Raw genomic sequence first — 7,293 nt, 5'->3', positions numbered from 1 at the left:
TTACCAGTTTTTGATTTAGGAAGTATAAGCCCTTGTAACTCGGCAAGTGCGCTTTTGTAGTTATCAACAAACTCTTGCGTTCCATAGGTGCCGCGTATTCTAATACGTGGTCCATGACCAATACGTACATACCATATAATTTTACCATGACGTGTGACTTCTTTGACAAGATGAGGAGGACGTGGTTTAGGCATGGTATTTTACATCTTAGAGAGTGCGGTTTCGTAATATTCATTCTTTGACAAATCTAAAAGTTTGTCTGGGTGGTTAACTGAATTTGGTATTGGAATATCGGATTTAAGATAGATAAGCAGTTCACCAGTAGGTTTGATTTCTACGAGTTCACAACCTTGTTTTTTAGCTTCTCTTAAAGCGCGTGCAATGGCTGGTTGCGTTATAGCAGCTGGACGAGGCGCCATATCTTTTCTCCTTACATTGAGATGCAATTCACGTGTGGCGTGAATCACGCATTACTTGAAAGTGTTAAGAAGGGTGGGGGTGCTCGTAGATATGCGGGGAACAAAACACCCCCATAAGGTTAAGCAGCTTTTGTTGAGAGTTGTTTTATCTCTCGTTCTATCTCTGCTAAAAAGGTTTCAACAGCTTGATTGATCTGTTCAATTTGTTGATCATCACGGAGAACACGCTTGACTTTCATGCGCAAGTGAAAGAATTCTCCCGTAAAACGTGGGTCATAGCTTACGAAATCACACCATTTTCGTTCTGTACAAGCCATTTGGAATTGCATTTGTGCGTGATATTCTGGTTTGATTTCGTCACCTATCCAAAAGCGCATATGTGTTACTGATCTCGGGCATTTGACTTCGATTAAACCGTCATCACCAACAAACCCATCAGGACTAGCACCAGCCATTTCTATTGTGGGGTGTTGGATAAAGCCGCACTTTGTTATATTGGCATCATAAATGAAGCCATATTCTCTCAAGGCATCATCTTCATGTTCGATACCCCATCTCATATCTTCAGTTTCATAATAGGGGCTTGTTTCTCTTGTTAAACGTTCTGTTATGAGTTTGATTTTGTAGTCTTCATATTTGCTCGTAGGCAATCCTTTTGTAGTTTTATTGAGTATGTTGTAAATGTTTGATGCGGTGACTTTACCCAAGCGCGCTTGAAACCATTCTGCTGTTCTTTGTTCCATATCACACCGCCGTTCTTTGTTCTTGTGGTACATATTCTATATCTTGGACGTGAATATATTCGGCATCTTGTATAGGCGCCTCTATTTGCTTTTGTTGTAGGAAAGATTGTTCTTTTTCATGCTGTCTCTTTTGCAAAATATCCAAAATCCTTTGTGCTACTTCATCAGGAAGATCTTCAAGCCTGTCGACTTGTGCATAATCAAGCACTTTTTCTTCTTCTGTTTGAGTGATGTTTATTAATTGTTTGATTTGCGTAAGCACATCATAAGAAACTAACTTCGTTTGTACGTTATGGTTTGTTTCATTGATACGTTTTGCTTCATCTTCTTCATAAATACCGGAAAGCCCGAAAGCATAGCGAGCACACTGTATAGTAGCTTTATGGCGCAACATACGTGCGGGGTATTTTTTCCAAGGTTCACTGTGTCCTTGTTCGCATTCTTTGAGATATTCGGTGACTTCGATAGGATCCTTAATCCCTTTGAGACGAATAGCACATTTGATAGCAATGATATTCCCATTCTCATTGAGTTGATCTTGAAAGGTCATGCCATCAAAGTCAGGATTTGATTTGATGATCTTTATCCAACCGTCGATAGAAACAACGGGTATGATGCCGCCGCCTTTTTTAGGGAATGCATAGATTTCTTTTGTTAAAGGGTTAAGTCCATAAGTATTGGCAACAAAAAGAAAAACGGCAAATTCTGCATCAGTGATGACATTAGCATTTTTATCTCCAATACAAGTTTTTATGATTGTGGTTCGAAATTCTTCAGCAGAAAATCCATATTTTCCTGCCATTTCTTTTAAAAAAGTAGAATTTGTCATGTTGATTTCCTACATTGCGCGCAATTCCCCCGTGGCGTGAATCACGCTGGTGTTTAAAAATGTTGTTTGGTTGTTAGAAACGGCTTATGTAGCTTATATCGCTTGCTGAATAGTCACTTTCGTAGATGATTGAATTGCGTCCACGAATTTCAAGATTACCAGAAATATTTACATTATCGAAAATATATACTCTATCTAGAATTTTCATATTTCCGGAAATGTGTGCTTTATCACTTATATAAGCATCTCCATAGACACGGGCATTGCCATAAACATGGCCCAAAACTCGAGCCTCACCATAAATTTGTGCATTGCCGTAAATTTGCGCATCATATTCAACATATGCTTCACCGCAAACTTTTGCATTTTCATAAACACGCGCCCTGCCTGTAATTTGTGCGCGTTCAAATACTTGTGCATTGCCGAAAATCTTAGCGTCACCACAAACCATAGCTTTATGCCAAACCCAACAATCGCCTTCATGCGATAGGTTGTCTTCTTTTTGTATATAGCCACCTAAGTAACCTTTTTTAATATTTCTAAAATCTCTTAATGCACGTATGCGATAAAGTTTTTTACTTTTATCGGTTCTTGCATCATAAAATTCTTTTATTTCATCAGTAAGTTCATATTTCTTTTCCATGATTACTATTTCTCACGTTCTACGATTACGGTGGAGCCACTAATTTTACAATTTCCAGCAATGTGTACACGACAGCAAATATATGCTTGATTGTAAATTTTAGCATTTCCGTAAACGTGTACACTTTTCCCTATAACAGAATTCCCATAAATCCGCGCATAGTCAAAAACCTTGGCATTATCTCTAACAGAAGCACCACCAACTTCGGCATAATCATAAACTTGTGCATTGCCATAAACTTCTGCATTCCCATAAACCCGCGCATCATCATAAACTTTGGCATCACCGTAAACTTGTGCATTGCCAAAAATCCAACAGTCTCTCTTATGGCTTAAGTTGCTCTCTTTTTCTATAAAACCGCCTAGGTCACCTTTTTTGACATATCCAAAGTCTCTTAATGCTCTAATTCGGTGAAGAGTTCTTCCATCAAACACAGTTTTTTCATCAGTAAATTCGTATTTTTTCATCTGGTTTGTTACCTAGTTGAGATTCTTTTATCGCCATCAATCCAGTCGTCCCAACATACACATGCTTCACCGTAAATTTTTGCATGACCGTAAACATGCGCATCACCGGAAACTTCTGCATTGCCGTAAACACGCGCCCTATCATAAATGTATGCATTTTCGTAAACTTGTGCATTGCCATAAACTTCTGCATTATCAAAAACGTGCGGTTCACCGCAAATATATGCATCACCGTAAACTTCTGCATCACCGTAAATGCATGGTTCATCGCAAACTTCTGCTTTGCCATAAATACGAGAATTGTTGTAAACATGTGCATAACCGTAAACTTGTGCATTTTCGTAAACCTTAGCATCACCAAAAACCTTGGCATTACCATAGACTTTTGCATCACCATCTACCCAACAATCACCTTCATGACTTAGATTGTCTTCTTTCTCGATATAGCCTCCTAAATCACCTTTCTCGACGTTTCCAAAGTCTCGTAATGCGCGAATGCGGTGGAGAGTTTTGCCCCCAACTTCGATTGTTTCATCAGTAAGTTCGTATTTCTTTTTCATGGTTTATTGCCTCATGCCCTTATCTTAAAACAGTGTCATTTCCAGATACTTTTGTATTTCCGGTTACTTTGGCATTCTCGCAAACTAGTGCACCACCAAACACACGGGCATTTCCAGAGATTTTTGCGCGACCGCCAACTTTAGCTTTTTCAGAGACATGTGCTCCATCATAAATTTCGGCAAAACCACAAACCTTTGCTTTACCGAAAATACGAGCATTATCATAAGCGGATGCAAAGTGCGAAATTGTAGCGTTGTCGAAAACTTCTGCATTTTCATAAACGTGTGCATGTTCGGAAATTATGGCGTCATGGTATATTCTTGCTTTTCCAAAAACCTTGGCAAAACCGCAAACTTTTGCATTAACGTAAATGACTGCACGATCGTAAACCTTAGCATCATCATAAATTTTTGCATGATCGTAAATATACGCATCACCGGAAACTTCTGCATGACCGTAAACTTGTGCATCATCACAAACCGTAGCACTTCCACTAATACAGGCGCCATCAAATATCTTGGCATAACCATAGACTTTTGCATCACCATCCACCCAACAATCACCTTCATGACTTAGATTGTCTTCTTTCTCGATATAGCCGCCAAGATCACCTTTCTTGACGTCCCCCAAATCTCTCAGTGCACGAATGCGGTGGAGAGTTTTGCCCCCAACTTCGATTGTTTCATCAGTAAATTCGTATTTTTTTTCCATGGTTTATTTCCTTTGGCCAGTTGTGATGATTTCATCATTGATGATCTCTGCGTTTCCATGAATAAATGCATCACCACAGATTTGGGCATTTCCCCCAACTTTTGCTCTGATGGAAATCAATGGATTGTCATAGATTTTAGCATTTCCATAAATTTCAGCTTTTCCACTAATAAATGCACCACCGGAAACTTGTGCATTTTCGTAGATTTGTGCACTGGCAAAAACACGAGCATGTCCAAAAATCTGCGCATTACCAAAAATATTAGTTTCTCCGGTAACAGATGCACTACCAAAAACACATGCATTTTCGTAAATATCAGCAATGTTATAAATATAAGCATCACCATAAACCTTGGCTTTGTCATAAACTCTTGCATGACCATCTACACGAGCGTTTCCATAAACATGTGCATCACCAAAAACCTTGGCATAACCATAGACTTTTGCATCATCACCTACCCAGCAATTGCCATCATGACTTAGATTGTCTTCTTTTTGTATAAAACCGCCTAGGTCGTCTGCTTTAACATCATCAAAATCCCTTAAAGCACGAATGCGGTGAAGAGTTTTGCCATCAACCTCAGTTGTTTCATCAATCAGTTCATATTTTTTTTCCATGGTTTTACTCCTTTAAGTTAGATTCTGCCTTTGTCGCTCTTGCAAAAGAACGGCATTGCATTGTGGGGTGAATTTTTTGGAAAGGTGGCGTCTTTTAAAAACGCCTTTAGCTTTTAAAGCACATCACAAGGACGCAAACGGTGTTGTTTTTCGTAAGAACCATACATTGCATCATCATATTCGCGCTGTTTTATATCATCTAAAAAAAAACCGTATGCGTTACTGTCTTTAACAAAGTCGTGAGGTATATTGCCGTTGAAACACTGCTCTTCACATTCTTTCAGATAGCATTCGGCAATATCTTCAGAGATATCTTCGCAACGGTTAGTCGATGGTTCAATACGTAAAATTTGGACAGCATTATCGATTTGGTCGATAAAATTGATAATGTCACTTTCTTCTAAGAAAGGTCCAGATTTTGCGAGATTTTGTTCTTCATTTTCGCACATCACTAAGAGAATTTCATCAGAATTTATAAACACTGGTTTATTCACAAATGCCTCCATATCAAAATATTTAAATACATTTTGAAAAAAAACGCCTTGACATAGGTTTTTTTTTTCGGGGTATGGTGCAGTGATAATTGTATTTTATGCACAAGTCAATTAAAATTTTGCATAAAACGCAAAAATAAATCTTAAAATATATAATTAAATTATGCGCTATCCACAATTTGGGAGATGTTTATGAGCGATATAGATAAAAAAATAGAATCTGTTTTTTCATTATTCAATGAAAAAGAGCAGTTAATTATTACTTATTTTGTTTTTAATTTTTTTAATAATTCAAGAAAATCAAGCACCGCTTCTTTGTCAACTGGATCAAGTGATGCACATATTTTCATAAAATCTAAGTCTACTTCTTTGTAAAAACTGGGGGGAGGTTCGTTAAAAAATTCAGAAATCTTTACTAGTTCATCTATGGTTATATCTCGCGTTTTACCATTTTGATAGGTATTAAGCATGCGATTCACTGCTGATGGGTGTAGTTCTAAATGTGATGCTAATAATGTTTGTGCGCCGTGTCCTCGTTCGTTAAGACGCTCTTTAATCCATAGCTTAAGTTTGGACTGAATATCTTGTTCCATGGTTCGTATAATCCTTGAAAATATATTTTTATGCAAATGTGCAAAAATGATAAAAAAGCATAATTTCGTTGACTTGTGCATAAAACGCAATTATTTATTGCGCTGTTATGGAGATTACATATGCCTTCGAGATTAATTATAAAATATTTAGGTGGTTTCAAAACTGTAGCAACCATAGTGCAAAGAGATGTGTCATCTGTTTATAGATGGCGTGATATACCAGCAAAACACCAGCAAAAAATTTTAGATTACGCACGTGAGCATGGGATAGATTTGCGTCCAGAAGATTTTTTTTATCCCGAGCGCTTGCAGAGATTAATGCAAGAGCAACACCCCCCATTGTCGAAAATTAGCAAGAGCTGCGGTGTTGATCACACCGGAGAAACTTTACAGCATTAAGGAGATAAAGATGAGTTCGAATGAAATTTTATGGATAGCAGTGGTTTCAGTTTTGCTCTTAAGCGGAGTGATGTTTCGTATTGCATTGCATTATCGCAACCAAGTTAAAGCACTTAAAGAGCAGGTTCAAGATATTAAGAAAAAAATGAAAGAGAATGAGTTTAGGTATTTAATGGAAAGCAAGCAGACAATTGATGAATGTGATGCGGATCTTGAAGAACGTGACAAGGAAATTAAACAACTGAAGCAAGAGATTGAAGAACGCGACGAGAAAATTGAAGAATTGAAACAAAAGATAGAAGAATGTGACGACGAGGAAATGGAAGAACTGAAGCAAGAGATTAAAGAACGTGAGGAGGAAATTAAAGAACTGAAACAAAAGATGGAAGAATGTGACGACGAGGAAATTAAAGAACTGAAGCAAGAAATTAAAGAGCTCGAAGTAGATGTGCAATTACGCGACGAGGAAATTAAAGAATTGAAGCAAGAGATTGAAGAACGCGACGAGGAAATTGATGAACTGAAGCAAAAGATTGAAGAACGTGACGAGGAAATTGAAAAACTTAAACAAAAGATAGATGCGTACCGAGAAGAGTTTAAACGGAACAGTGAAACGATAGAGCTACTAACAGTACATGTTCAATCATATGATGCGGAAATTAAAGAACTGAAACAAAAGATAGATGCGTACCGAGAAGAGTTTAAACGGAAAAGTGAAAAGATACAGGCACTAAAAGCAGATGTTCAATCACGCGACGAGGAAGTTGAAAGACTAACACAAGAGCTTAAACAGCGTGATGAAGCAGTAAAAGCGCC

Annotated in this window: 11 protein-coding genes and 2 pseudogenes; 2 read left to right on the top strand and 11 right to left on the bottom strand. The window is 37.8% G+C overall.

Annotated elements, in window-relative coordinates:
* The 11 genes and pseudogenes from ACFIJJ_RS08705 to ACFIJJ_RS08655 all read right to left on the bottom strand — a co-directional run.
* Window positions 1–194 (bottom strand): annotated as a pseudogene (locus ACFIJJ_RS08705) (integrase); the annotation flags it as partial.
* Between the two features lie 6 nt (window positions 195–200).
* On the bottom strand, window positions 201–419 hold the full coding sequence (locus ACFIJJ_RS08700) for a hypothetical protein (protein ID WP_012755083.1): 219 nt from the start codon (window positions 417–419) through the stop codon (window positions 201–203).
* A 119-nt stretch (window positions 420–538) separates the two neighbouring features.
* The gene (locus ACFIJJ_RS08695) at window positions 539–1,162 is read right to left on the bottom strand and encodes a lambda exonuclease family protein (RefSeq protein WP_375646663.1); all 624 of its coding nucleotides are present in this window, start codon (window positions 1,160–1,162) and stop codon (window positions 539–541) included.
* A 1-nt stretch (window position 1,163) separates the two neighbouring features.
* Window positions 1,164–1,991, bottom strand: coding sequence for a recombinase RecT (locus ACFIJJ_RS08690; RefSeq protein ID WP_375646661.1), 828 nt, complete (start codon window positions 1,989–1,991; stop codon window positions 1,164–1,166).
* Window positions 1,992–2,064: 73 nt separating this feature from the next.
* Window positions 2,065–2,634: a hypothetical protein gene (locus ACFIJJ_RS08685; RefSeq protein ID WP_273791664.1), complete on the bottom strand. Its 570-nt coding sequence runs from the start codon at window positions 2,632–2,634 to the stop codon at window positions 2,065–2,067.
* Between the two features lie 5 nt (window positions 2,635–2,639).
* Window positions 2,640–3,101: a hypothetical protein gene (locus tag ACFIJJ_RS08680; protein ID WP_375646659.1), complete on the bottom strand. Its 462-nt coding sequence runs from the start codon at window positions 3,099–3,101 to the stop codon at window positions 2,640–2,642.
* 8 nt (window positions 3,102–3,109) lie between these two features.
* Window positions 3,110–3,661, bottom strand: a complete 552-nt coding sequence (locus ACFIJJ_RS08675) for a hypothetical protein (RefSeq protein WP_375646657.1) — start codon at window positions 3,659–3,661, stop codon at window positions 3,110–3,112.
* Window positions 3,662–3,680: 19 nt separating this feature from the next.
* Window positions 3,681–4,373: a hypothetical protein gene (locus tag ACFIJJ_RS08670; RefSeq protein WP_375646656.1), complete on the bottom strand. Its 693-nt coding sequence runs from the start codon at window positions 4,371–4,373 to the stop codon at window positions 3,681–3,683.
* Window positions 4,374–4,376: 3 nt separating this feature from the next.
* A complete protein-coding gene (locus tag ACFIJJ_RS08665) occupies window positions 4,377–4,991 on the bottom strand; it encodes a hypothetical protein (RefSeq protein WP_375627140.1) in 615 nt (204 codons plus the stop codon).
* Between the two features lie 113 nt (window positions 4,992–5,104).
* Complete coding sequence (locus tag ACFIJJ_RS08660; RefSeq protein ID WP_375646654.1) at window positions 5,105–5,485, bottom strand: hypothetical protein; 381 nt, start codon at window positions 5,483–5,485, stop codon at window positions 5,105–5,107.
* Between the two features lie 263 nt (window positions 5,486–5,748).
* Window positions 5,749–6,078, bottom strand: a complete 330-nt coding sequence (locus ACFIJJ_RS08655; protein WP_208439714.1) for a helix-turn-helix transcriptional regulator — start codon at window positions 6,076–6,078, stop codon at window positions 5,749–5,751.
* Window positions 6,079–6,198: 120 nt separating this feature from the next.
* Here ACFIJJ_RS08655 and ACFIJJ_RS08650 point away from each other — a divergent pair, with 120 nt between their 5' ends.
* Both ACFIJJ_RS08650 and ACFIJJ_RS08645 read left to right on the top strand, forming a co-directional pair.
* Window positions 6,199–6,477, top strand: coding sequence for a hypothetical protein (locus tag ACFIJJ_RS08650; protein WP_375646653.1), 279 nt, complete (start codon window positions 6,199–6,201; stop codon window positions 6,475–6,477).
* 10 nt (window positions 6,478–6,487) lie between these two features.
* Window positions 6,488–7,293, top strand: a pseudogene (locus tag ACFIJJ_RS08645) (hypothetical protein); the annotation flags it as partial.

The sequence above is a fragment of the Bartonella sp. TT29SHDZB genome, from assembly GCF_042193395.1.
Lineage (GTDB): Bacteria > Pseudomonadota > Alphaproteobacteria > Rhizobiales > Rhizobiaceae > Bartonella.
The sequence above is the reverse complement of the archived record's forward strand: the minus strand, read 5'-3'. Positions and strand labels throughout refer to the sequence as shown.